The 25,710-nt window shown below is 37.7% G+C and carries 22 protein-coding genes, 2 tRNA genes and 1 pseudogene; 9 read left to right on the top strand and 16 right to left on the bottom strand.

Translation table 11 applies throughout. From position 1 onward, the window contains the following. Positions 1 to 18: 18 nt before the first annotated feature. A complete protein-coding gene (locus MK805_RS12470) occupies positions 19 to 1,917 on the bottom strand; it encodes a PrkA family serine protein kinase (protein ID WP_240876223.1) in 1,899 nt (632 codons plus the stop codon). A 344-nt stretch (positions 1,918 to 2,261) separates the two neighbouring features. Then, entirely contained in the window at positions 2,262 to 2,726 is a 465-nt protein-coding gene (trmL, locus tag MK805_RS12465) for a tRNA (uridine(34)/cytosine(34)/5-carboxymethylaminomethyluridine(34)-2'-O)-methyltransferase TrmL (RefSeq protein ID WP_240876222.1), read from the bottom strand. Positions 2,727 to 2,832: 106 nt separating this feature from the next. Here trmL and MK805_RS12460 point away from each other — a divergent pair, with 106 nt between their 5' ends. Both MK805_RS12460 and MK805_RS12455 read left to right on the top strand, forming a co-directional pair. After that, complete coding sequence (locus MK805_RS12460) at positions 2,833 to 4,020, top strand: MFS transporter (protein ID WP_240876221.1); 1,188 nt, start codon at positions 2,833 to 2,835, stop codon at positions 4,018 to 4,020. Positions 4,021 to 4,032: 12 nt separating this feature from the next. Further along, positions 4,033 to 4,872, top strand: a complete 840-nt coding sequence (locus tag MK805_RS12455) for a Cof-type HAD-IIB family hydrolase (protein ID WP_240876220.1) — start codon at positions 4,033 to 4,035, stop codon at positions 4,870 to 4,872. Between the two features lie 2 nt (positions 4,873 to 4,874). On the opposite strand, the pseudogene MK805_RS12450 reads toward MK805_RS12455, so the two are convergent. The 8 genes and pseudogenes from MK805_RS12450 to MK805_RS12420 all read right to left on the bottom strand — a co-directional run. Then, a pseudogene (locus MK805_RS12450) lies at positions 4,875 to 5,363 on the bottom strand (amidase domain-containing protein); the annotation flags it as partial. An 83-nt stretch (positions 5,364 to 5,446) separates the two neighbouring features. Continuing rightward, positions 5,447 to 6,262 carry a cytochrome P450 gene (locus tag MK805_RS17865; protein WP_255724633.1) on the bottom strand — a complete coding sequence of 272 codons (816 nt, stop codon included), beginning with the start codon at positions 6,260 to 6,262 and terminating at the stop codon, positions 5,447 to 5,449. Then, positions 6,259 to 6,822: a cytochrome P450 gene (locus MK805_RS17860; protein ID WP_255724632.1), complete on the bottom strand. Its 564-nt coding sequence runs from the start codon at positions 6,820 to 6,822 to the stop codon at positions 6,259 to 6,261. The genes MK805_RS17865 and MK805_RS17860 overlap by 4 nt, the downstream gene beginning before the upstream one ends. Positions 6,823 to 7,065: 243 nt before the next feature. Then, positions 7,066 to 7,764, bottom strand: coding sequence for a hypothetical protein (locus MK805_RS12440; protein WP_240876218.1), 699 nt, complete (start codon positions 7,762 to 7,764; stop codon positions 7,066 to 7,068). A 160-nt stretch (positions 7,765 to 7,924) separates the two neighbouring features. Then, the gene (gene queG, locus MK805_RS12435; protein WP_240876217.1) at positions 7,925 to 9,064 is read right to left on the bottom strand and encodes a tRNA epoxyqueuosine(34) reductase QueG; all 1,140 of its coding nucleotides are present in this window, start codon (positions 9,062 to 9,064) and stop codon (positions 7,925 to 7,927) included. A gap of 16 nt (positions 9,065 to 9,080) precedes the next feature. Beyond that, positions 9,081 to 9,491 (bottom strand): ribonuclease HI, encoded by a 411-nt coding sequence (gene rnhA / locus MK805_RS12430; RefSeq protein ID WP_240876216.1) that lies wholly within the window; start codon positions 9,489 to 9,491, stop codon positions 9,081 to 9,083. A gap of 82 nt (positions 9,492 to 9,573) precedes the next feature. Then, positions 9,574 to 9,651 (bottom strand) — tRNA-Pro (locus tag MK805_RS12425). 14 nt (positions 9,652 to 9,665) lie between these two features. Next, a tRNA-Leu gene (locus tag MK805_RS12420) sits at positions 9,666 to 9,749 on the bottom strand. Between the two features lie 176 nt (positions 9,750 to 9,925). Here MK805_RS12420 and MK805_RS12415 point away from each other — a divergent pair. Then, positions 9,926 to 10,708: a mechanosensitive ion channel family protein gene (locus tag MK805_RS12415; RefSeq protein ID WP_240876215.1), complete on the top strand. Its 783-nt coding sequence runs from the start codon at positions 9,926 to 9,928 to the stop codon at positions 10,706 to 10,708. Between the two features lie 35 nt (positions 10,709 to 10,743). On the opposite strand, the gene MK805_RS12410 is transcribed toward MK805_RS12415, so the two are convergent. Both MK805_RS12410 and MK805_RS12405 read right to left on the bottom strand, forming a co-directional pair. Beyond that, the gene (locus MK805_RS12410; protein WP_240876214.1) at positions 10,744 to 11,262 is read right to left on the bottom strand and encodes a DNA topology modulation protein; all 519 of its coding nucleotides are present in this window, start codon (positions 11,260 to 11,262) and stop codon (positions 10,744 to 10,746) included. A 147-nt stretch (positions 11,263 to 11,409) separates the two neighbouring features. Continuing rightward, a complete protein-coding gene (locus MK805_RS12405; protein WP_240876213.1) occupies positions 11,410 to 13,317 on the bottom strand; it encodes a heavy metal translocating P-type ATPase in 1,908 nt (635 codons plus the stop codon). A 547-nt stretch (positions 13,318 to 13,864) separates the two neighbouring features. On the opposite strand from MK805_RS12405, the gene MK805_RS12400 reads away from it, so the two are divergent. The 3 genes from MK805_RS12400 (at position 13,865) to MK805_RS12390 (ending at position 20,083) form a co-directional block, all read left to right on the top strand. Then, entirely contained in the window at positions 13,865 to 16,243 is a 2,379-nt protein-coding gene (locus MK805_RS12400; RefSeq protein ID WP_240876212.1) for a hypothetical protein, read from the top strand. A 24-nt stretch (positions 16,244 to 16,267) separates the two neighbouring features. After that, positions 16,268 to 18,586: an ATP-binding protein gene (locus MK805_RS12395; RefSeq protein WP_240876211.1), complete on the top strand. Its 2,319-nt coding sequence runs from the start codon at positions 16,268 to 16,270 to the stop codon at positions 18,584 to 18,586. 318 nt (positions 18,587 to 18,904) lie between these two features. After that, positions 18,905 to 20,083 carry a peptidoglycan-binding protein gene (locus MK805_RS12390; protein WP_240876210.1) on the top strand — a complete coding sequence of 393 codons (1,179 nt, stop codon included), beginning with the start codon at positions 18,905 to 18,907 and terminating at the stop codon, positions 20,081 to 20,083. Between the two features lie 52 nt (positions 20,084 to 20,135). On the opposite strand, the gene MK805_RS12385 is transcribed toward MK805_RS12390, so the two are convergent. Then, positions 20,136 to 21,503, bottom strand: coding sequence for an amino acid permease (locus MK805_RS12385; RefSeq protein ID WP_240876209.1), 1,368 nt, complete (start codon positions 21,501 to 21,503; stop codon positions 20,136 to 20,138). Between the two features lie 378 nt (positions 21,504 to 21,881). Between MK805_RS12385 and MK805_RS12380 the strand changes: the two genes are divergently transcribed. Then, the gene (locus MK805_RS12380) at positions 21,882 to 22,532 is read left to right on the top strand and encodes a hypothetical protein (RefSeq protein ID WP_240876208.1); all 651 of its coding nucleotides are present in this window, start codon (positions 21,882 to 21,884) and stop codon (positions 22,530 to 22,532) included. Between the two features lie 105 nt (positions 22,533 to 22,637). Continuing rightward, the gene (locus MK805_RS12375) at positions 22,638 to 23,111 is read left to right on the top strand and encodes a divergent PAP2 family protein (protein WP_240876207.1); all 474 of its coding nucleotides are present in this window, start codon (positions 22,638 to 22,640) and stop codon (positions 23,109 to 23,111) included. On the opposite strand, the gene MK805_RS12370 is transcribed toward MK805_RS12375, so the two are convergent. Both MK805_RS12370 and MK805_RS12365 read right to left on the bottom strand, forming a co-directional pair. Next, on the bottom strand, positions 23,108 to 23,389 hold the full coding sequence (locus MK805_RS12370) for a YuiB family protein (protein ID WP_338057502.1): 282 nt from the start codon (positions 23,387 to 23,389) through the stop codon (positions 23,108 to 23,110). The two genes, MK805_RS12375 and MK805_RS12370, sit on opposite strands and share 4 nt — an antisense overlap. A gap of 165 nt (positions 23,390 to 23,554) precedes the next feature. Further along, entirely contained in the window at positions 23,555 to 24,751 is a 1,197-nt protein-coding gene (locus MK805_RS12365; RefSeq protein WP_240876206.1) for an NAD(P)/FAD-dependent oxidoreductase, read from the bottom strand. A 337-nt stretch (positions 24,752 to 25,088) separates the two neighbouring features. Here MK805_RS12365 and MK805_RS12360 point away from each other — a divergent pair, with 337 nt between their 5' ends. Continuing rightward, positions 25,089 to 25,271 carry a hypothetical protein gene (locus MK805_RS12360; RefSeq protein ID WP_240876205.1) on the top strand — a complete coding sequence of 61 codons (183 nt, stop codon included), beginning with the start codon at positions 25,089 to 25,091 and terminating at the stop codon, positions 25,269 to 25,271. 33 nt (positions 25,272 to 25,304) lie between these two features. On the opposite strand, the gene MK805_RS12355 is transcribed toward MK805_RS12360, so the two are convergent. Further along, positions 25,305 to 25,664, bottom strand: coding sequence for a HesB/IscA family protein (locus MK805_RS12355; RefSeq protein WP_240876204.1), 360 nt, complete (start codon positions 25,662 to 25,664; stop codon positions 25,305 to 25,307). Positions 25,665 to 25,710 lie beyond the last annotated feature (46 nt).

Genomic DNA, 25,710 nt, shown 5'->3' with positions numbered 1-25,710 from the left:
ACCTCCCGCCTTGTTAGGTTATCGATTGAGTAAACTTCCTACATAACGCAGTAGTCCGTTTGCACTGGAAGGAGTATAGCCATAATCTTCTACCAATCGGGAAATAACTTCATTCATTTTTTTCAGCTGTATTTCATCAGGAGTTTTTGTAGAAGTAGTTATTTTCACTACATCTTTTAAATCAGCAAACAGTTTTTTCTGGATTGCTTCGCGTAAACGTTCATGACTGTTGTAATCGAAGCGCTTTCCTTTTCTTGCAAATGCAGAGATACGAATGAGAATCTCTTCTCGGAATGCTTTTTTAGCATTTTCTGAGATACCGATCTGCTCTTCTATCGAGCGCATCAATTTCTCATCTGGTTCCATTTCCTCTCCAGTAAGTGGATCACGAATTTTGCCCCAGTTGCAATATGCCTCCACATTGTCCAAATAATTATCCATCAATGTTTTGGCGGATTCTTCATAAGAGTAAACAAATGCTTTTTGAACCTCTTTTTTTGCAATTTCATCGTACTCTTTTCGAGCTACTGAAATAAAATGCAAATATTTCTCACGCTGTTCAGCTGTAATCGAAGGATGCTGATCTAGTCCATCTTTTAGTGACCGTAAGATATCTAATGCGTTGATATAATCTTGATCCGTACGAATCAAGGCACTGGATATCCGATTGATGACATAACGAGGGTCAATACCGGACATACCTTCGTCTAAGAACTCATTTTGTAGTTCTCGGACATCGATATCTTTCATGCCTTCAACAGACTCACCATCATAGAGTCTCAGCTTTTTGAGTAGGTCAACACCTTGTTTTTTGGAATCTTTTAGACGAGTCAAGATTGAGAAAATAGCGGCTGCTCTGAAAGAATGTGGTGCAATGTGGATATGGGACAGGTCACTTTGTTTGATTAACTTTTCATAAATACGTTCTTCTGCTGTCACTTGCAGATTGTATGGTATCGGCATTACGATCATCCGAGACTGCAATGCCTCGTTCTTTTTGTTTGCAATAAAAGATTTGTATTCGGATTCGTTAGTATGAGCAACGATTAGCTCATCTGCGGAAATCAGGGCAAATCGTCCTGCTTTGAAGTTACCTTCTTGTGTAAGGGACAATAAGTTCCATAAAAACTTCTCGTCACATTTTAACATTTCTTGGAACTCCATCAACCCACGATTTGCTTTATTTAGTTCTCCATCAAAACGGTAAGCTCTCGGGTCTGATTCTGAACCATAGTCAGTGATAGTCGCAAAATCAATACTACCAGTCAAATCAGCAATGTCTTGGGATTTCGGATCAGAGGGACTAAAAGTACCAATTCCTTGCCGCTCATCTTCTGAGAGTAAGATACGTTCGACAATCATATCTTCAATACGACCGCCAAACTCTTCTTTCAGACGGAAACGGCAAGAGGGACACAAGTTACCCTCAATGCGAACCCCTAGCTCTTTTTCAGCTTCGGCTCTTAATTCTCTTGGAATTAGGTTTAATGGGTCTTCTTGCATCGGACAACCTTTGATCGCATACAGCGCTCCTTCGTCCGTACGAGAATACTGTTCTAATCCCTTCTTCAACATGGCAACAATTGTTGATTTACCTCCACTTACTGGCCCCATCAAGAGAAGAATTCTTTTCCTCACGTCTAACCTACGTGCTGCTGAGTGAAAATACTCCTCTACCAACCGCTCGATTGAATGATTGAGACCAAAGAGCTCCTCACTAAAAAACAAATACGTTTTTCTACCATCTGCATGTGTCTTCACTCCGTGGCTTTTGATCATATTATAGACACGTGAGTGTGCAGTTTCAGCCACTTGCGGATGTTCTTTCACAATTTGCAGATAGTCAGCAAACGTACCTTCCCACAGGAAATTCAACTCATTTTCACGGTAGTCGGAAATACGTTTTAAGATGTCCAATGGAAGCCTCCTCTCCGGTAAGAACCAGCTTCACTTGCTTAACCGTTTATTATCGTATTCCACCAATACCCCTACTTTAAAACCTATAAATAGAGAAAAAGTGTATATTACTATATGCTTTTCTATAGCAAAAGGATACGATAAGTTTTAAACTTTTAGAAAAATGGGAGTTAGTAATATATCCAAATTTCCTAGGCAAATGGGAGAAAATCCAATGTACCATCCATTAATTCATAAGAATGAATTTGAAATTCCATTCTATTCCCTACTTTTCATTATACATCAAGACAGCCTAATTTGCTGTTGTTTTCGCATATTAGGCTGATCTTTCATATTCATTTCTCTTACTTCAAACCAGGAAAATCGAGTTGTCGTAATCCTTCATAAAGTACAATCGCTACGGAATTTGCCAAATTAAGGGATCTCACTTTTGGCATCATAGGAACACGGATCAAACTGTCTTTGTTCGCTTCTAAGATGGAAGCATCTAACCCTTTTGTTTCTTTTCCAAACACAAAAAAATCACCTTCTCGATAGGAAAACGATGTATAAGACTGCTTGGCTTTTGTTGTGGCACAAAAGAAGCGACGGGTGGGATACTTATCGCGAAGTTCTTGAAAAGAATCATACATTTGAATATCTAAATCATGCCAGTAATCTAAACCAGCACGTTTTAATTGCGTATCATCAACAGAAAAACCAAGAGGTTTAACCAAGTGCAGTTTTGCACCTGTTACTGAACATGTGCGAACAATATTTCCTGTATTAGGTGGAATCTCAGGTTCAACTAAAACAATATGAAAAGGCATATTTATTTCTCCTGTCATTTATCATTTAGAAATTTATGTAATATTTTACACTTTCAATATAAAAATAATCATTTTATAATGAAAGAAACGAAAAAAGGAGTACATCTTGATCAATTCCTCAACCAAAAAAAACAACTATATTATCTCTAGTTTCTTTTTGATGTATTTTATCGCGTTAGGGGCTTTTGCACCACTTTTTAGTTTATATTTACAGGGTCTACAATTTACTGGATCACAAATTGGTATCATTGCATCCATTAATCCACTTATTGTACTCTTTTTCCAACCTCTGTGGGGATATGCAGCAGACTTAACCAAACGTTTTCATTTGATTTTGATCTTTACTATCCTATTATCAGCTGGATTAGGGCTCCTATTCCCAATGCTTAGTACATTCTCTCTATTTCTTTTGTTATCCATCTGTCTTGCTTTTTTGCAAGCTGCAATTGAGCCAGTGTCTACCAGTATCATTTTAAGCTACACAGAAAAGTTCAATCTATCTTTTGGTAACTTCCGTTTATGGGGTGCTGTTGGATATGGCTTATCTATTTGGGCATTGGGACAATTAGCTCAATTGTATTCTCTAAAAATTATTTTTTACACCTTCTCCCTGTTTTTAGCCTTATCTGCTTTTTATGCTTGGAAACTACCCTATCAACCATCACAGATTAAGCAAAGTAAACCGTCGCTTAGACAAATAAAAAAACTGATGACCCATAAAAGATTTTTACTCTTTCTTCTCGCATGCTTTCTGGTTTATGGAACCATGCTGTCTAATAATTCTTTTTATGGACTTTTATATATCAGTTTGGGAGGAACCATTTCCGGGCTGGGTGTCAGTTTTCTGATCAGTGTAGGCAGTGAAGTTCCTTTTATGAATCTCGCTGGAAAACTACTGAAACACATCAATATTGCTACGATTTTATTAGTAGCCTCCTTTGTTTCAGGAGTTCAATATTTATTGTTTTTTTATCATTCCTCTACAAATTTTATTTATCTTGTCAACATTGCTCAAGGTTTCTCTTTGGGTATATTCATTCCTGTATCTCTCCAATATGTACAATCCCTTACTTCCAAATCATTTCAAACAACTGCTGTAGGAATTTATAGCGGAGTAAGTCTTGGTCTTGGAAACTGGTTTTTCACATTAATAGGTGGGATTGTATTGGAGCATAGCAATATCCACTATGTTTATCTTTTGTTTGGGATTGTCTCTCTCATTGGCATGTTACTTTTCTTAGTCATACGATTGTTGCCACAAAATGCAGATTCCATTCTACCATACGAAGGGTGAGGTTGATCCGCTATGTACCCAATATATCCTCTATTAGTTGCCGATTTAGATGGAACATTATTAAATTCCGCCAATCAAATACCTCATATAGTAAAAAAAAGGATAAACGATTTCCGGAGAAATGGAGGAAGATTTTCCATAGCCACAGGCAGAAGTTTAGCAGAATGTAAAATATATTTGGAGGAACTTCAAGTAGAAGAACCTGTCATTATTTATAATGGGGCAGCTATCTATTTGCCCTTGGAAGATCGTATTATTCCCTTATACACATTATCCATGAATCTGATGGAAACCCTCTTACAGGATATTCGAAAGCTACCTATAACAGCAGATATCCTCCTCCACAGCCCTACAAGTATGTATGTAAGAAGAATGCGTATATCTACCAGAGAAGCATTGGAGCAGCTCCCCATACGTATTCGTTTATTTCCTCCAGGTTTAAAGCTGCTTGAACCTATTTTTAAAATTCAGCTTATCGGGACAAGTGAAGAAATCGACAGACTAAAAGAATGGGCACAAACATATCCACTTTCCAATTATGTAGAATTTACCCAAACAGAGGATGAATACTTTGAAATATTGCCGATCCATGCCTCCAAAGGAAGAGCTCTCCTAAAAGTGCTGCAATTAATAAATTTCTCTATGGATCAGACTGCTGTTATTGGTGATCATTGCAACGATATTTCCATGTTTCAAATTGCGTCTTTAGCAGCGACAGTTCGTAATGCCCACCCTTTAGCCAAAAAACACGCTACTCATGAAGTTCCTTCCAATGATGCAAACGGGATTGCTACCCTGATTGATCATTACCTTTTACGGCGACACAAAAAACCTACAAGCACTGCTTTGTAGGTTTAACGAATATGAAAAAAATCATAGCGAATATTTGGAGTCCATGCTGCTGAATCTTGATATTGCCAGTAACGATGCTGGCTGTTGTTCGTATGCGCATTAACATAAGCTTGACCATTTTCATCTTTATACGTCACAATGGTATTATGATTCCATCTGCCATCTCCTTCAAAGTCATAGCAGATAACATCTCCGATTTGCAAATCTTCTACGCGGGGAACCCTTTGTGCCCTGCTACGCAAAAATCCATGTAAGCTATGAGCAACTGCCCAGCTGTAACTCCAATTATCGGGGTGTCCTTTGTGATACCACCATCCTCTGCCACGATCCCTGCCACCAACCATAGGATATCCCCCTGCATGTAAGCATTGAGAAATAAAATTAGTACAGTCATTGATCGAAAAGTAACGAAATGTCGGGTTGTGCGAGTTCCAATAAGTATTTGCATAAGAAACTGCTCGATCACGATTATACATAGCTTCTCCCCTCCACTATTCATCTATATGTAAAGAGGGGGATGTGGTCACAAAAAAGTACATCAGGGAAAATATGGATAATTGCTTATTTTATTACGCTAACTATTGCTTCTGGCTTTCAAGAGAAAAGGCATTTCAGCAGGCTGATAGGTCATCGCATAACGAGGACTTATATTTTTGTTAGGGACAAGCGAGAATTCATACTTTTGTACAAATGCAACTATCATAATAAGGGCAGTTGCCAATGACATATCTTGTCCAATACAAATCCGCTGACCTTTTCCAAATGGATAATAGGCTTTGCGTGCAGTATGATCAAAACGCTCAGGTAAAAATCTGTCTGGGTCAAATTTTTCTGGATCAGACCAAAACCGAGAATCATGGTGAGTTGCAAAAGGACTTAAAATGACAGCTGAATTTCCACGAATAACATAGTTTCCAACTGTATCCTCTTCCACTGAAGTACGAAAATACATCGGAAAAGCTGGGTATAAACGCAAGGTTTCATTCAATACCATTCGAGCATATTTCAATTCCTTCAAATCCATATATTCGGGCATCCGACCTTTTAATACTCGATCTACTTCCTCATAGACCTTGTCGGCAATGATTGCATTTTGGCTGAGCAAATAAGCAGCCCATGTCGCACTGCTTGCCGTAGACTCATACCCAGCTAAAAAGATAGTAAAAACCTCATCCCTGATTTGTTTGTCCGTCATAGATTGCCCATTTTCATCTTTCGCTTCTAACAAAACATTCAGCAAATCATCTTTTCCTGACTCACCTGATTGTCTTCGCTGATGGATAATCGAATAAATTTCTTGATCCAGTTGAGCGATTGCCTTTCTGTAGGCAGATTTCCCAGGTGTAGGAAGCCAGCTCGGGACAAAAAATGTCCAAACTCTCTTTGTCATCCCTTGAAAACAGCGTTTGTCAATTCCACTAGAATACGGGTCTGCTCTGGATTAATGGATGTGCCGAGCAATGATTTCAATACCACTTGTACATTCGTTTGTGTTGCATCTAGCAGCATATCCAATGGCAAGTTTTCTTCTGAACATTTTTCCCATCTTTTTGTCGCCTCTTTGACTTCTTCATTTACGATAGAAGCTACTTTTTCAATTTGCCTTGGATGAAAAGCCGGTTGCATTAATTTCCTCTGTCGTTTCCAGTGATCCCCTTCTGCCGTAAATAACCCATTACCTAAAGCAAATCTGATACCATCCATTATGCTTCCCTTTATGTAATTGGAAGCGTTATCAATAAGGACATGATGGACATAATCTGGGTGGCTCACTAAATATGCGCGAGCTGGACCAGAACCGAGACGTACCAAACCATCACCTTTTGCCGCCTCACTCATGCAATAACCAAAAGGATCTTTGGCTAACCGAGGAAGAGAAGAAAGAAGACCGAGTCCCTTTGGTCCTTGTGGATGTAAGGATTTTTGGGAATTTGTTGAGGTCGAAGTCATGCTGCCTGCTCCTTTGAAGTTACGTTGATACCGGATTCTATTTTTTAAATAAATAGAATTGCGGCTTATTATGCCAAAATATCTTTAATTTCATCACTTTTCATTTTCTTTGAAATATTAAACTCACTTAACATCTGTCACTTAAAAAAAGTGAAGGAAAACACATGCATCTTCCTTCACTTTTCATTTCTCATATTCAGCATAAGAAAAACCAGCTTTCATTTGAAAGCTGGAAGTGGAATATTAGAAAGAAAGATTTTCTTTAACTTCACGATTAAAATCTTTTTCGTTGAGGGTTTTCCAAGCTGCGTTAAATTCATCAATTTCTTTGTTGAAGTTATCGATAAGTTCGCCTTCTTTTTTGGAGTATTCATCGTATTGAAAAGTATTAGGTTGTTGTCCTTGGGAGATAGTGACATAAGCTTGACGATAAGAGTCAATTAAGTTTTTGAAATTATTAATATAATCAACTTGAAATTGAGTTGCCCGCTTTAATGCTGCTAAATATTGAGTTGCTCTCAATTTAGTTCCCTCATTTTGCAATTCATTCGCTTTGCTTTCTACTGTGGGAATTTCGTTAAGCAGAGATAGAACCCCTTGCTTATATATATTTAGATCAGAATTAGCTATATCTAAGGATGACATTAACTGGTTGTATTGGGCTTCGCTCATTTTGCCACCTTGGTTCAAAGATTGAGAGATTTCACTTCCCAGCTGATTTGCAGTATTGTAGTCATTTACCATCTGCCGTTGGTCACCTATATTTCTATCATGATGATCCATCAAATTATCCATCAGATCCATTAATTTATGCTTGATTTCCTTATCATCTTGAGCAGAAGCTTTCGTTGGTGCAACTTTACGATTATCTGCTATATTGTTTTGAGCACAACCAGAAATCAAAAGCAAGCAACCAATCAAAAACAAGCCTTTTTTCCACATGTTCATTCAAATATTTTTTCTCCTATCTTTTTTATAAATACAAATGAAATTCACCGAACTTTAGTTACGGGAATATATGGATGCATCCTAATATTACCTCAAATCAAAATTATTTCAAAACAAAAAAACAATCTTCTATAATAAAACTGAAGATTGTTTTTTATTTCCTATTCTTTAGTTTAAGGATCGCTAATTGTATCTCCTTTATAACCATTTCATCTTTTTCAGCTTTCATTGCCTTTTGTAAACTTTGTTCTGCTTCCTCACCGCCGATTTTCCCAAGTGCCCAAGCAATCATTCCCCTTATCATAGGTCGAGCATCCTGTTGAAGCATGGAGGCCAACTGAGGAATTGCAGATTTATCTTTAAAATGGGCTAAGGCAATAATCGCATTTCGTTGGATTGGATTTTTTCCTCTCCAAGAACCAGACATACTACCATATTGCTCTTTAAATTGTCGATTACTAAGTTTCAACAGTGGTTTCAACAAAGGCTTTACTTTTTCTCCATCTGGTTTCAAGGCTTGCTGATGATCAAAATAGCGCTTTCTATTTTTCGGGCACACCGTTTGACATGTATCACAGCCATAGAGGCGATTGCCAATTTTATCGCGATATTTTTCAGGGATCATCGCTTTCGTTTGTGTCAAATATGCAATACAGGATTGTGCATCCAATCTACCCGGTTCTACCAAAGCTCCAGTTGGACAAGCTGTCATACATAACGTGCATTCCCCACAACCGTCTTCAATCGGTTCATCTGGCGGAATATACACATCTACTAACATCTCTCCAAGGTACACCCAAGACCCAAATTCTTCTGTGATAATAGAAGTATTTTTGCCGCTCCAGCCAATTCCTGCGCGTTCTGCAACTGCTCGGTCACTTAATGCCCCTGTGTCAACCATGGATTGAATAGTAGCATTTGGAATAAGTGAATGCAGATAAACAGCAAGGTCATCCAACTTTTGTTTTAGTACTTGATGGTAATCTGTACCCCAAGAAGCTCGACAAAAGATTCCTCTGTAATTTCCATGTGTTGATTTTGGAGGGTTTGAAAGTTTGGCAGGATAAGCGATGGCGATCGCAATGATGGTTTTTACCATTGGCATTAGCTTTTCTGGATGCGTACGAAGTTCAATATCTTTTTCTTCAAAGCCTGAAGAAAAACCACGCTCCTGTTGTTCACGCAATCTTTCTTTCAATTCTAAGAAAGGATCAGCAGACGCAAAACCAATTTTATCGATTCCTAATTGCTGGGCTTTCTTCGTCAGTTTCTCTTTCAATTGCGATCCATCCATCGTCCTGCCTCCTTTCCTATTTTGGAACAGCTGCTCGAGCTAATTCATCACATCGATTGTTCAGTTCCACATTACTATGTCCTTTTACTTTGACAAACTCAACATCGTGTTTACGGTATAAAGTTAGTAACAGTCTCCATAAATCTTCGTTTTTCTTAAAACCTGACCTTTCCCATTTCACATACCACTTTTCATGAAAGCAGTTGACAATGTAGGCGCTGTCCGAATAAACTTTCACTCTACAAGTTTGCTTTAATATTTTTAACGATCGGATAACAGCCATTAGTTCCATTCGATTATTAGTTGTCTTCAGGTCTCCACCAGAGATTTCTTTCATTTGATCGCGATATATCAAAATGGCTGCCCATCCACCTGGACCTGGATTTCCAGAACATGCTCCATCCGTATAGATTGTAACTTCTTTCAATTCATTTCCTCCCTATCAAAAGAAAAAGACATATTAGATTTTTTCTCTAACATGTCTTTCTCTATCTTACACCTAAATTGTGTGGTCGGGGTGACAGGATTCGAACCTGCGACCCCTCGCTCCCAAAGCGAGTGCTCTGGCCAAACTGAGCTACACCCCGATATGCAATTTTGGTGGTACCGAAGGTGGGACTCGAACCCACACTCCAAAGGAACACGATTTTGAGTCGTGCGCGTCTGCCAGTTCCGCCACTTCGGCTCAGCGACAAAATCTATATTACGATATATTATCTTCTGTGTCAATCCTTTTTTAAAAGAAAATTATCTAGCAGCTAATTTTGTCCTTTGATTGAATTTTCCCATATGTTTTATTTTGAAAGATATGCTATATTATACCTACTTACTTTTTTATCTTATAATAGAAAGGAAGATTTCATGAATTGGAACTTTAATATCAATTGGACACATGTTTCCGAAGTCATCATCAGTTGTCTTGTTATTATTGCTATTACTTACATAGCCTTTTTGATTATCAAAGGAATTATTTATCGATTTATCGTTGGAAGAAAAAAAGAGATTCCTCGTTTACAAACATTAGCAAGTTTAGCTAGCAATTTTATTGGATATGTCCTTTTCTTTGTCGCAGTTGTTGCTTTATTGGATCAGTTTGGTATCAACGCAACTGGACTTATCGCCAGCGCCGGAATTATTGGCTTAGCTATCGGTTTTGGCGCACAAGGTCTTGTAAGTGATATTGTAACAGGTTTCTTTATCTTGATGGAAGACCAAGTAAATGTAAATGATCACATCACTGTTAATGGATTTTCTGGTGTAGTAGAACAGACAGGACTACGTGTTTTAAAAATTCGTGATCTAAATGGAGATCTTCACTTTATACCAAATCGCGAGTTAAAATCACTTACCAACCATTCTAAAGGTACTTCCAATACGATCGTTAATGTCAAGATACCTTATAGCAATGGACAAGATATGCTCCCCTATATATCAGAAATCCAAGCAAAATTGAATCAACTAAAAACAGATATGCCGCAAATAGTAGAAGGACCAGCTGTACTAGATGTACATACTCCAAATAAAGCAGAAAATTATATCCGCATTATCGCTAAAACGGAACCAAATCAAGGTATAGCTGTTGCCAATGTTTTGGAACAACACGCGAAGGAAATTGTAGAAGTAGAAAAAACGGTTACCGTTTAAAACACTCGTATTTTCAAAAGCAAGGCAATCTTATCTTACCGATTGCCTTGCTTTATGTTTTTCAAGAACTCCGATACCTTTTTATCATTGCGTAAAATAATAATTTGTTTTTGAGCGGTATATTTTTGTGTCATTGCTAATACTTTGTTTCTGCGGTGTGTTGGATAGTTCCAAACAAATAATAAAAAAGGAAAATCGATTTTCTCTGGACAACCGCTGCCCATATCGGATCTTGTTTGATTACGTGCTAAAACATAACGTTTAACAACACGATATATACATATCCATCGAAAAAAATCTAAAAAGATGATTGTATCTGCTCTTTCTAGCCTCGGTTGCCAGACACTACTGTAAGAACCATCTATTATCCAACTATCTTTTCGCAAATGCTCATCTTGCAAATCTGCTAACTCTTCGTTAGAAACAGCATTCCAACCTGGTTTCCAAAAAAGTTTGTCCAAATGAATAACTTCTATCCCCATTAATGAACCTAATTTTTTTGCTAAAGTTGACTTCCCAGAACCTGGTGAACCAACAATACATATCCTTCTCATTATCTCCTCCATTTATGGACAAAAAAAGAGTAGGTATTACAGCCTACTCTTACACATATCTATTTTTGATGTTCTATCTTATTCAAGATAAGGCTTCGTTTTACCTTCATTGCTTCTTTATATACAACAAAGGAAGAAAATCCTCTTTTATCGTAACAAACGCAGTCCATTTAAAATAACCAAAATCGTACTACCTTCATGTCCAACTACTCCCAATGGCAGATTGATCAATTCCGTAAAATTAGAAAGCAAAAGGAGTATAATCACAGTTGCTGCAAAAATAAGGTTCTGCCGCACAATTCGCTTCATTCTTTTGGATAAACTGACAGCTGTAGTAATTCGTGAAAGCTTATCATTCATCAAGACAACATCAGCAGTTTCTAGGGCTATATCACTGCCGCCTGCCCCCATCGCAATCCCCATGCTTGCTTGACTCAATGCTGGAGCATCGTTTACTCCATCCCCAACCATTGCAATTTTCCCGTGAGATTCCCTTAATTCTTTTACCTTATGGACCTTGTCTTGAGGAAGTAATCCGCTGTAGTATTCCTTAATTCCTAATTCATCTGCAATCACTTCTGCTGTCCGTTTTTGGTCTCCTGTCAACATTACTGTATGAATTCCTAGTTTATGAAGTGATTGAATCAAGGATTTAGCATCATTTCTTATTGTATCTTTTAGTGCAATAGCACCGATTACTTCTTTGTCCCTTTCTATGATTACAACTGTTTTCCCTTGAGCTTCCAATCCTTGAACAGATCTTTGCTTTTCATTTGTCAGGAAAAACCATTCTGGTTTACCGATTCTCCATTCTTCTCCACGGTAATTGGCTTTGACACCATAACCAGTTTCCGCCTGAAGCATCTCTGGTTTCGTACGATCTATCCCTTTGGATTTTGCATAAGAAACTACTGCTCTTGCAATCGGATGTTCAGACAACCATTCAATTGAGGCTACAGCTTGTAGCAATTTTATTTCTTCCATTTCTACAAATTGCACAATATCGGTTACTTTCGGTTTTCCTTCTGTTAAGGTACCTGTTTTATCAAAAGCTACAACATTTATCTCAGATAAAACTTCGAGTTGCATCCCATTTTTAAACAAAATCCCTTTGCGCGATCCATTTGACATTGCAGACAAAATGGCAGGCATAATGGAAGCAACTAACGCACATGGAGAAGCTACAACTAAAAAGACCATTGCCCGATAAAAAGTCTCTGACCAGCTCCAGCTAACAATAAAATGAGGAGCAAATAATAAAATGGATGTTACCAGTAAAATTACTTTTGCATATGTTTTTTCTAAACGTTCCATTTTTAGTTGAGACTCTGGTACCTCTTCTCTGGCTTGATCTACCATATTAACGATCTTTGCAAATAAACTATTTTCATTCGAAACTGTAACTTTAATGAAAAGTGAACCAGTGCTATTCATGGTTCCAGCATATACTTCATCGTTCTTGACTTTTGCTACTGGAATTGATTCTCCTGTAATGCTCGCTTGATCTACTTCTGAAGATCCTTCCAAGACGACCCCATCTACTGGGATCCTACCTCCAGGTCTTACGACGACAACATCATCCACTTTAAGCGCTGATACTGGAATTTCTGCCTCCGAACCATCTGAATAGACGATTGTCGCAACTTCAGGTTGTAGACTGAGCAACTTCGATAAATCTCGTTCGCTTCGAGCCATGGTATATGTCTCTAGTGCTCCGCTTAAGGAGAAGATAAAGATGAGTAATGCTCCTTCTAGCCAGTATCCGATTGATGCTGCTCCAATTGCTGCTACCATCATAAGCAGGTCTACACCGAATTCCCGTTCTTTCCATAACTCCATGAGTCCTTCTTTTGCTTTAACATATCCTCCAATAAGAAATGCAATAGCATAAAGAGTAACTGCATAATGAAAACTTGATTTTTCCAATAAAAATGCTACAAATGTTAACAATCCGCTTGAGATGGCAAAAGCAAATTCCAAGTATTGATCTATTTTCTTAATAGATCCCATTGATTCTTTACTCTTTTTATCTATTTGATATGTCACCAATTCCATAATCTTCACCACCATTATCAGCGAATTTTATTTTCATTTTTTAGTTAAAGTGACTATGCAATGAGAATGATTTTCATTTTTGCCTGTCCGCAACTTTATGATAATTATTATAAAGTAAAAATGATTATTTGTGAATACTTATTTTTGCTGGATTTAATCCGTTGTAGTCTACATTTCAAAACATACAAATGTACAAGATAGAAGCTAAATCTAACAAAGTGGTACAAGAAATCCCCCACCACTTAATGTCTGCTAAAGTGTAGGAGGATTCATTACAATCTAAAAAAAATTGACTTAAAAAAATAACACCTCGTTCTGAGTATGATGAACGAATGGTGCTCTATTTGCTGGTTCAAAAAAACAAGCCCTCATGTGAAAAAGGGCTTCTATTTTATCATTCTGTTTTTACTATCGTTTTCTGCACTATTATGATAAATTTAAAGAAAATCTGACCACTTCTCGATCAATTGAAGTTGATAGGTTTACCCATCCTATTAGAAAATAGACTAGCCTTACATTCCATCGTAAGGGAAAGGAGCAGATAATCTTGAAGAGGTTTCACTTCTTACCTTTTCTCATCCCTGAAGGGGTTACGTATGAAATGGAAACACTTATAGGCTCAAGGCCAAATTATGCAAATACACAGAAATCCCTTAACGACTATATCGATTATATGAAGTGGAAGTGGTACCGACGCTTTCCCTTTCGTATGGTTGAACCATGGATTTCTTGGGAAATATATGCGGATGATACACGAACAAGATACTTTTTTTGGGCACCAAATCTGCAATGGGGAAACGAATTTTGGAACCGTCTGTATACTTGGAGTCCTGAACTTAACTTCACCCTGGCTGAACCACCAAAAATGGATTTTTCTTTACCTCATGCAGGTATGAAGCTGCAATTAGAACGAGACTTTACTGTGCCGATGCGTATTTATGAAAAGAACACAATCGATACTCAATCTGCACTGCTCGAATTTCTTAGCAACGTAGAGGAAGGCGAACAAGTCGGGCTACAATTTTTGATCAGGCCTATTTTCCACCACCAAACTGCTAAGGCCTTCCAAAGAGCGATTAGAGAAGTCAGTCGAGATAAAACTGCAACGAGAAAAGAAACGGAAATGTATCTGAATGCTATAAAAACAAAAAGCGCCCAAGCACAAGCGGAAGTTTCTATTCGTATTGCTGCAACAGCACAAACTTATGAGCGAGCATTTGAGCTGACAGACCAAACTGCACGTACATTAAGCTATATGAACTCAAAAGAGTTAAATCGATTTGAATCTCGTGAGTGGTGGCAAATTGTCCGTCCGATGTTCCGTTATGAATGGAACAAACGCATATTCTCTTTTCGCAAACCAGAAAACAAAGTTGTACTTGGCACTCCAGAACTTGCTGGTCTTACACGACTGCCTAGTATTGCAGGCACAACAAAATTTATAAAAATTAAAGGCAGAAGAGTGCTTATCCCAGTGGAAGTACGAAACTTAGCGAATCGACCCGACCCTACTATATTGGTAGGTCATAATAACAGAAACATCAACAAAGCACCGGTCTACCTGCCTGTAGAAGATCTAAAAAATCATGTATCGATTGTCGGAGGTCCTAAGACAGGAAAGAGTACCCTAATCGTAAACATGCTTTCTGATTTTCTAAAATTAAAAACAGAGGAAAATAAACATGGTCTAACCTTGATTGATACCCAAGGAACGTTGTCTGATCAATTATTAGAACAAGTTCCACCTAAATGGCATCATCTGGTTCGTGTAGTCCGATTTCGCACAAGGACTCCCTTCAATCCATTTGATATGGATTTCCCAGCGAGTGATAACCGAAAAGCAAATCTCATTTCGGAGATCATCCGACGGGTTACTGGTAGTTGGAATCCTATGATGCAAGAAATATTCCTTGTATCAAGCCTTGCCTTATTAAAAGTTGGCATGGCAACCTTAGAAAACTTATTAAAAGTAATCGAAGATGAAGAGTTTTGCAAACGAATCATCTGTCTGTTAGATGAAAATGATCCAGAACAAGCGACACTTATTCGAAGTCTCATGAGAAACTTGCGTGACACAAAGCGAATTGATTGGCGAAAAGAATTTGTGCTCAGCTCCACTTTAGCACGTTTTAGAGGAATGCTCTTATCTTATTCTGGAGTATTGATGAATAAGAAATCCAACTATATCAAATGGCGTGAAGCTTTAGATGAAGGTCACATCGTTATTTTAGATATATCCGCCTGTCCAGCTTATGAACGTACTTTTTTTGGTACGGCTTGTGCTGTTCTCTTTCGTCAAGCGATGGTTACACGCTCCAAAGAATTCGGAGCTGGTGAACATATGCCATTGCACCCTTTTATCGTGGATGATGCGAGTTTGTATATGAATTCAGCACTGGATAATATTGAGTTTGTATTAAATGAAGCCAGAAAGTACAATGTACCATTTATCTTGGCAAATTCAGCGTTAACATCACAAATCCAAGATAAAGACATTGGGACCTTATTCCGTAATTTTGGTACAATATTTGCTTTCCAACAAGGCAGCCCAAGCGATGCACAAGTTGCTGTGGATAATATGTTACTTTATGGACTATCCCATCGTGATTTTAACTTGGTTGAAAAACACGTCGCTTATATCCAAATGATAGTAGACAATGTAAAGATGCGGACGTTTAGTATGAACATCAGAAAGCCTCCAAACCCAGTACACGATAAACCAGCTGATGATATGGTCAAAGAACACTTTGATAAAGCGGCGGAAATCGAAGAGAAAGTAGCAAAAGAAAAAGAAAATCAAAGGAAAAAGAATTGGCAGGACATTGAAGAAAAAGTAAAATTATTAGAACAAAAATTAAAAAACATGGAACCATATTCATCTGAAGAGGAAGAAGATGACTTTATCGACATCTTCTATGAAGATTAATTTTAGTTGAAAGGAGCGAAAAAATTGAAAAGGTATCATTTCTTGCCACAATCCATTCCAAAAGGTGTCCTGTATGAAGTAAACACCTTATTAGCAGATTCACCTTCCTATGATTTAACGGCCATCGCTTGGCAAAACATTCTTGAATTTTTGCAGCAAAAATGGTTTCGTCGTTTTCCATTTGCCTGGTTTGAACCTTGGGTAGCGTGGGAAGCATTTGCTACAGGAACAAGAACACGCTTTTTTTATTGGGCGCCTAATGAAACGATTGGACAGCATACACTAGACCGGATTGCTTTAGAGCACTTCGAATTCAACTATGAACATGCTGAAGAACCTTATCAGCTCGATTTTTCTAAGCCCCATAATGGCATGAAGTTATTTTTAGAACGTGACTTCACTGTTCCGATTGAAATATTCACAGGCAGCCATGATAGCCTGACACAACTTGTTGAACACATGAGTAATGTAGGCCCAGGACAGGAATTATTGATTCAATATTTGATACGGCCGGTTTATGATAGGCAGATGATTCCTAAATTTAGAAGAGTATTAAACAGCCTAAAAAAAGATAAATCATCCGATACAGGAATGTACCTAGATGCAATTCAAGAAAAAATGGAACAACCCAAAGCAGAAGTCGCTATTAAAATCTTAAGTTTTGCTGATTCTGAAGAAAATGCAAAAAAAATTACAGAGCATACTTATCGATCTATGGCCATGTTAAACTCTCCAGAATTAAATCGATTTCACTCTCGTGAGTGGTGGAGAATCATCCATCCATTATTCAGATATGAAGCAAAAAATCGTATTTTTCCTTTTCGCAGACCACAAAATGCAGTGATTTTAGGCACTCCAGAATTAGCTGGTCTAGCAAGATGGCCAACCACTTCAGGTTCTAGTAAGCTAGTCCGTATCAAAATGCAATATCCGCCACCACCTATCGTGGTTAGAAAATTAGCGAAAGAGCCCGGTAATATCTTTATAGGTAATGGTAAACGATTTACAGCTCGTTTCCCCATATATTTACGACCAGAAAATTTAGATGACCATATTGCGGTTATGGGCGGACCAAAATCAGGAAAAAGTGGCTTCATTTTAAATCTCATTGACGACTTAATTAAAATACGGACAGATGAAAATCGCATGGGCTTCACCATACTCGATACAAAAGGGACATTAGCCAATGAAGTGCTAGATCGTATCCCTCCAGAAATGCATGATAAAGTTACAGTCGTACGTGCAAGAGAAGGGAATTTTCCTTTTAATCCATTCGATGTGGACTACTCGATTCAACAAAAAGGCGGACAGGTAGTCGATATTTTAGCACGCGCAGATTCCTCTAATTGGAAACCTGTCGTGACAGAAACATTATTGCTTATTGGATATTCACTCTCTAAAATAGGCATTCCTACTTTGCGAAACATTCAACGAGTCATTGAGGAACCGGAATTTTGTAATTGGGTTATTGACCAACTTGATGAATCTTTACCAGAAACAGCTACCCTAAAACGTTCTCTGCTAAAATATGTACAGAAAGATAGCAATAAAATCAGCTGGCCTCGTGAGTTTATCGAAAGCTTCAGTACTGCTCGATTGCGTAATATCAATACATCTGGTATCACTAAAATGATGAATTCCTACACATGTGGAATTAAATGGTTAAAATCATGGGAAGAAGGTCATTACAATATCATTGATGTCTCGGGCATGCCGCCTGGAGATCAACGACTTATCGCTGCTTGTACTATTGCTCACTTCGAACTTGGGATGGTATCACGCGGAAGAAAAAATGCAGAGGGAAAATATGCACAACATCCACTTATTATTGACGAAGGATCAGGATTCGTTGATCTATTTGGTGATTTAAAAACCCTTACTGATTTTTACCGTGAGTTTAACATGCCATTGATATTGTCAACTCAAGGATTGAAAGATCATATGCCACCAAGTTATGTAGAAGCTTTTTTCCGTAACTTTGGTACCCATGCCGTTTTCCAATTAGGAAGTATTAAAGATGCTCAAACCGTGAGGGACAGTCTGCGTTCAGAATCATTCTCTTTAACAGAATTTGACTATTATCAAATCAATCCCCGTCATTGTTACATGCAGCATACTGTACTTCGATCAGAAGTGTTTATTTTAAACCCAAAAGAAATTAATCCTGCAAATTACAAAGGAAGAGGGCAATTCATAGCAGATAAATCCTTAGCAACAGCTTTAGAAATAGAAGAAGCAAAACGAGCTGAAATTAAATTAGGACTTAAACCACTGATAAAAGAAATACAAGAAGATCCAGTTTATAAACTTATTGATCAATTGTATGAAAACGACGTTTCCTAAAATTAACAGTAAAGAAAACTTGCCGACTGGCAAGCCTTTCAAAACGCAGACAGAGGCTTAGTTGCACTTATGCACCTCAGACTAGGGCACAAGCACACCAAGTGTACGGGTCGTGCTAATGCGCTAAAGCGCAAAGTCACGCCTCTGTCTCGCTATGTCGTATGCTCCTAGTCTCGCTTTGTAGATAAGATAAAATTTACACTTTCTTATCTACCAAAAAGAATGCTTTGTTGTTACTAAAAATTTTAATTTTGTATACTCTTATCCTCCTCCCTTGTAGTATGATGTGGATAATTAATTAGTGAAGGGAGGAAGTGTATGTCAAAGTTATCCAGCCTGTTTAAGAAAGAATCACCAACTAGTAGCAAGCTTGCCAAATGGTTAGAATTAACATCCATTGGTGTTATTTGCACATTTGGTGGTTTTTTCGTCTATCACTATACTCAAACATTTGCTCAGTCGCCGCCTGCACAGCAGCAACCAAGCGTTCAAAAATTGCCTATTGTAATGAATACAGTTGTTTCTAAAGACGCGAATGAACAAATGATGGAAAACCTTCCATCCAAAAGTTTGGAAACTACACTAAAAGTAAAGCCTATTCCTTACGATGGAACGGATCAAAATGGAGATGTACCCCTAACGGGAGATTCTTCTACTCCGCAGGGTAGTAGTGATACAGTCGAATTGCCTGATACTTCTATAGCTTCACAAACACCATCAACAACACCTAATTCAACTTCAACTGATTTAGCTGATTCGCAGTCTTCAGAACCAACAAACCCAGTTGAAATCATTACTGATCCAGACTATTCTGTAGCAGATGAACATAGCGGAAAAGATCAAGTAAAAGGAAAAGAAGACAACCAGCATTCTAATCCAATAATAGCAGCTCTTCAAAAACCAAAACCAGAACCTGCTGCAAAAGAGAAGCCAACACCAATACAAGTTATTACAAAGCCTGTTACTTCGAAACCAAGTACTTCAACTTCGAAACCAAGTACTTCAACTTCAAAACCGAGTACTTCAACTTCAAAACCGAGTACTTCAACTTCAAAACCGAGTACTTCAACTTCAAAACCGAGTACTTCGACTTCGAAGCCTAGTACTTCAACTTCGAAACCGAGTACTTCCACTTCGAAACCGAGTACTTCAACTTCGAAGCCTAGTACTTCAACTTCGAAACCGAGTACTTCGACTTCGAAACCATCAAAACCAAAAGCACCATATGCAGTACAAAAGACATTTCCTGGAACAAAATACTTTAAAACAGGTGCAAAGAATAAGTTTGTTACACAATTAGGTCACATGCTAGTAGCAGCTGGTTATGGAAAGTATTACAAAGTTGGCCCTGGACCAGAATGGACATCAGCTGATTTGAAAAATACACAAGCTTTCCAGCGTGCACAAGGCTGGACAGGCGGCGATGCCGATGGATACCCAGGTCCCGAAACATGGAAACGTTTATACAATAAGTACTACACAAAATATAGTCATTAAAAACATGAAAAACGCTACTTTCATTGGAAAGTAGCGTTTCTTTATTGTTAGTCTAGGTGTTACATCTTTTAGCTACAAATACATAATAAATGATGTAACACAATATTATAGCTGGGATCCCTAAATATACAGATAAAGCTGTTGCTGGATCCAAAACTTGGCTTAACATCACAATCGCATTCAGAACAAAAGCGAGAATAGGAACAAATGGATAGAATGGAGTGCGGAAAGATAAATCCTCAACTCTTCCACCATTTTTCACATATTGCCGTCTGAAGAAAAACTGTGACGCGGCAATAGACATCCAAGCAATAACAGCTGTAGTACCTGCTATAGACAGAATCCACATGTAAACGGTATCAGCAGCAAACTTTGATGTAAGTAAGGACAAACTAGCGACCAAAAAACTTACAACTAGAGCCCAAAATGGAACCCCTCGATCTGTTACTTTTCCTAGTAGTTTAGGAGCCATCTTATTTCTTGATAGCGCATACAACATTCTGGTTGCAGCATATAATCCAGAGTTTGCGACAGATAACAATGCTGTGATAATAACAAAGTTCATGATATCTGCAGCATATGGTACTCCAATTTTATCTAAAGCAAGTATAAATGGACTTTCTACAACGCCAGCTTGTTTCCATGGTATTAAACACACCAACACCGCAATTGCTAAACCAAAAAATAAGATTGTCCGATAAACGGTTTGATGAATGGCTTTAGGCAATGTTTTCTCTGGATTTTCACTTTCACCTGCAGCAATTCCCACTAGTTCTGTTCCCTGGAAAGAGAAGTTGACTGCTATCATTGTCATTAATATTGGTGTAAAACCATTTGGGAATATGCCATCTTTGAACAGAGAGGCAAATCCAGTTACTCCACTACGTACAGGTATAAAACCAAAAATAGCAGCTGCACCTATTACAATAAAAACGACAATCATTGAAACTTTGATAATAGCAAACCAAAACTCAGTCTCTGCAAAACTTCTCGCGGAGAAAGCGTTTACTAAAAACAGTACAGCACCAAATACTAAGCTCCACACCCAAATACTAACATCTGGGAACCATCGCTTCATTGTTGAACCAATTGTTACCAGTTCTAATGCAACGGTTGCTGCCCAGCCAAACCAATACAACCAGCCAACCATAAAACCAGTTCCTGGACCTACATATTTGGTTGTATAATCTTGAAATGAACCAGAAGATGGATCTGCTAGTGTTAATTCTCCTAGACATAACATGATTAAATACATCACCAAACCGCCAACAAGAAACGAAAGAATTGCTCCTATTGGCCCTGCTTGACTAATTGTATAACCTGAGCCGTTAAAAAAGCCTGTCCCAATGACTCCACCTAATGCGATCATAAAAAGGTGTCTGCTTTTCATTGATCTCTTCAACTTATTTTGGTTGTCCATAAATACCTCCTTATCAACCATGCTATTATGACATGTTTTTATTTAGTTTGCAAATAATGTCTAATTTGTTTAAATATTTCATTTTAACTTGCCTGGATTCTTCCCAAAGAGGTATATATGTTATCAGAACTGATTCAAGACATATATTAACAAATATAGGATTATCAAACAATAGAAAAAGGGCGTGTTGCCAATTACTGGAGTTATCAACAAAAAACTTGGAGTGCTTTTTTTCCAAGTGAACGGGCATTTTTTCAATAACAAAAATAAACACATCCATTTCTATTTTTCCAAATCATCTCTGTTCTTCTTGAATTTTTTGCATAGTTTGTTACAATAGTCACTAGTTTCATTACAAATTTTAAAGGAGTTTATAATATGTTAAAAAAAGCTCTCATATTATTTAGTTGCCTCTTACTACTATCTGGCTGTTCCTTACTTGCTGATTCAGGTACCAAAAAAGAATTAATGGATCAAATGGACAAAATGATGGATCATCATGACAAAAACATGGGTGAGCAACGTCAAATGATTAATGACTACAACTCTGCAAACCAACTAGGAAATGAAATCTCCCAAGCTTTAAACCAAGGTACCAATATGAGCGAAACTCAATACAATCAATTAATGTCTTCCTTAGACAAAGCTAATTCTGATCTAACTACATATAAGCAAGGTGTTCAATCTTTGCTTAATGAAATCCCTGGCGTTGAAAGCAAAGCAAATGAGTTGGAAAACGAAGAAACCAAATCAAGAGCAACCCAATATTTAGCAGCATTTAAGAAAGCAACCGAATCACAAGTTGCTTATATCGATAACTTTCAAAAACTAATTGATTCTTACCGCCAAGCTTATGTCACTATCTCACAAGGACAACAGCCTAATATTGACCAATATGATGAGTACTCTAAAAAAGAGGGCGAACTCGTTGATAACTTCAACAAAGAAATCGATGAGTTTAACGCAGCTTGGAAAACGCTCAATGAAAAAGACTTTAATCGTGAAGTTAAAGAAAATCTTTCTTTCTAATATTTCCACTTCCAGCTTTCAAATGAAAGCTGGTTTTTCTTGTGCTGAATATGAGACAATAAGGAGAAATGCACAGTTGTATGCGAAAGGCAGGCCTCTATATTCATGGTAAGTGATTTACTTGCAAATTTTCCTTTATGGACATCGTTACTGGCGATTTTACTCGCACAATTTTTGAAAATAATATGGAATCTTTCTATGACAGGTAAATGGGATTGGATATGGATTTATCATTCCGGCGGTATGCCCAGTGGACATACTTCAGCAGTAAGTTCTCTTTCCACTGCAATTGGTCTTACACAAGGATGGAATTCTTCTGCTTTTGCAATTGCTACAATCTTAAGTGTCGTCGTCATGTATGATGCCACAGGTGTTAGAAGACAGGCTGGAGTACACGCTCAAGTATTGAATCGCCTCGTAGAAGATATGACCAAGTTGTTAGCAGAAGCAAAAGAAAAATCCCCTGCTGAGACAAGGGAAAAATTAAAAGAGATCTTAGGTCACAAACCTATTGAAGTATTTGTTGGATTATGGTTTGGGATTATCGTGGCTATCATTAATTATTATCTTTGGTATTAGAACATCCGGTAACCTTTAGCTCTTAAATAACGTATGGTTAAACCACTGCCCACAACCCCTGCTAAACTTGCAATTAACCACGTAATATCTGTCATATAAACAGTGTTAATTTGAAACGCAAAATACACAATTAGGGCTGCAAATAAATAAATCGGTAACCATGTAGTCTTTAATATCATATTTAAGATAAATCCTATCCCAAAAAAGAAAACCAGTAATAACGGGATAGAAATAATTAATTGAACAAGGCTAATTGGAGGAACTGCTAACATTGTCATTGGAATTATCTCCTTCCACATGTTGCCTATATGGTACAAAAAATGAGACATGCGGTCAATGCCTGTCCTTCTCTGCATTAAAAAGAGCAATCCTACTTTCTTGTAGATGATTGCTCTTTTTAATAACGAAGTAACTTATCTACATTTGCACCATAGTGATCTTTCCTAAAACTTACCTTTACGTAATACAAGCGAAATTCCACCCAGTAAATAGAGCCAGCGCAACTCAGTAATTCTCTTGATAAAGGATGCTTTAAAGCCAAACATTTTGCTGTTTTTTCCTAGAATACCAATTGCTTCTTTTCTACCTAGGGAAGCAAAAACGCCCTTTTGATGATAGGCGAAAGTTTCCATTTGACTGCCGCGTAGCAAATTGACTAAATTTTTACCAAGGAATTGTCCTTGTTGTGTAGCAATCTGAGCAGTTGGCGGGTAAGGTCTTTCATTTTCACTTGGAAATACAAGTGAACTATCTCCGATGATAAAAATATTTTCATGTCCTGGAGCACGCAATTGGCCATCGACTTTCACACGTCCACGCATCGTTTCAATTCCTGCGTCTTCAACTAATTTATTCCCTCTAACGCCACCAGTCCATACTACCGTAGAAGCTTTAATCTCTTCTCCACCTTTAAGAATAACACCTTCGGGTGTGCATTCTGCAATAGGAGTATTAATATGGAATTCTACGCCTTTACTCTTTAGATATGTCGTAGCATATTCTACTAATTCAGGATCGAACCCTGGTAATACGCTAGGAGCAGCTTCAATATTTACAAGACGTACTTTTTCGAGTGGAATATCATATTCTCTACAAAGCTCTGGCATACGATCCACTAATTCACCTACATACTCGATTCCCGTAAATCCTGCCCCACCAACTACTATGGTAATAAGTTCGTCTTTTTTCTCAGCTGCATATTGAGAAAACATGTACTCCATATGTTCACGAATCATTCTTACACTATCAATACTTCTGATGAAAAAAGCATTTTCAAGTAAACCTTTGATTCCAAATGTTTCCGGAGCGCTTCCCAAACCGATTACAAGGTAATCATAAGTTAATGGTTCTTTATGTTCTGCTAATGTGACTTTCTTTGCTTCTGTATCTATTGAGGTCACTTGATCTTGAATAAAGTTTACTCGATGAGGATGGATCACAGAAGAAATCGAAAGACGAGCGTGATCATGATGAGAAGTTCCTGCAGCTGGTTCATGTAATTTAGTAGTAATGTAATGATAAGAGTTCTGATTCACTAGTGTTACTTCTGCTTCTCCAGGACGGAGATGTTTTTGAAGCCCTTTTGCTGTCATAAGTCCACCATAACCGGCACCTAAAATAAGGATTTTAGGGACTTTCATTGTTCATCACTTCCATCTAATTTTCATAATATTTTTCATTCCTATGATCTACCTAGACACTATGTGTGAGAGATCACAAACCTAGTAGAGTAAATTCCTTAGATTATCCTAAAATGCTAACAATAATATGATATGTATTTCACGTACTTTTTACAAGAGGTTTCTAATTTCCATTCTTTATTCTATAACTTTCTTGTAACAATCATGCATGTTTTCCTTTGGTTTCTCTTATGCTAATCAAAAACGAGATGATCATATGAATCCAAGCCATTTCCAATGTCCTTTATGTAATGGATATACTTCTTACTTAGAAAAATGCCCAAATTGCCTTCAAACCATGGAAGATTATGGACCTGCATCATTTTTATTAGCTTCGTATAGTCCCTATCGACCTATCGAGGAAATGAAACAAAATGATGGCTGGTTAACTGATGGCAGACAGCATTATTGTCCTCATGAAGTCTTTTGCCCTGCCTGTGGATTTGATAGAGTCGTGTTTATTCGTGAGATCCAAACATGAAATATCCCTCTCCTAAGGAGAGGGATATAAAAACTAACAATTGGTATCTGGTTTACCTTCGTCAACAGCTGTACGGAAAGAAGAGCCGCATCCACATGTAAGCGATGCATTGGGATTGTCGATTTGAAATCCCCCACCCATCAATGACTCCTTATAATCAACAACAGTACCTTTAATCAATCTTTGACTTTCGTCATCTATAAGTACTCGAACACCATGTTGTTCAAGTTCTAAATCTTTAGCTGTTTTCTCTTCATCAAAGCCCATTAGATAAGAAAATCCACTACAACCACCATGTTGAACACCCACACGTAAATATTGTTTTTCTGGATTCTCTGTTTCCTTCAGCATCTCTTTTACTTTAAATGCTGCTTGTTCAGTTAAGGTAATCATTTCTCATCACTCCAATGTGACAATTGATACCTTTTAGTTTACCACA

This window comes from Shimazuella soli, assembly GCF_022511585.1.
GTDB lineage: Bacteria > Bacillota > Bacilli > Thermoactinomycetales > Thermoactinomycetaceae > Shimazuella > Shimazuella soli.
The sequence above is the reverse complement of the archived record's forward strand: the minus strand, read 5'-3'. Positions and strand labels throughout refer to the sequence as shown.